Origin of the sequence: Massilia sp. CCM 8734, assembly GCF_011682155.1 — a bacterium.
In the GTDB taxonomy this organism is placed as follows: Bacteria; Pseudomonadota; Gammaproteobacteria; order Burkholderiales; family Burkholderiaceae_D; genus Telluria_A; species Telluria_A rubra.
This window is the reverse complement of the sequence record NZ_WHJI01000375.1, coordinates 1-218: the sequence shown is the minus strand read 5'-3', so window position 1 is coordinate 218 and position 218 is coordinate 1. Positions and strand designations below refer to the sequence as shown.

At 54.6% G+C, this 218-nt stretch carries 1 protein-coding gene; it reads left to right on the top strand.

Annotated elements, in window-relative coordinates; translation table 11 throughout:
• Window positions 1–186 (top strand): hypothetical protein (locus F2P46_RS37340; RefSeq protein ID WP_208296987.1); only part of this gene is annotated, 186 nt, incomplete at its 5' end.
• Window positions 187–218: the final 32 nt, after the last annotated feature.

Below are 218 nucleotides of genomic sequence, written 5' to 3'. Positions count from 1 at the left end.
GTTCAATCGGGTAGGGGGGCTATTGCCCGCGACATCGTGATCGTCACTGAGGAGCTCATGTATCGCCGAACCGGCACTGCGGTGGCAGTTTATGAAACATTCAGGCTAGCAGCCTGTCGGACTTGGGATCGTCGGCTGCAAAAATACCTGGGACGGTCCATATTTCGCCGCTTTCTCGGCCAATAGCTCGCTATTGGCACTGCGAAATCGTCAAAATC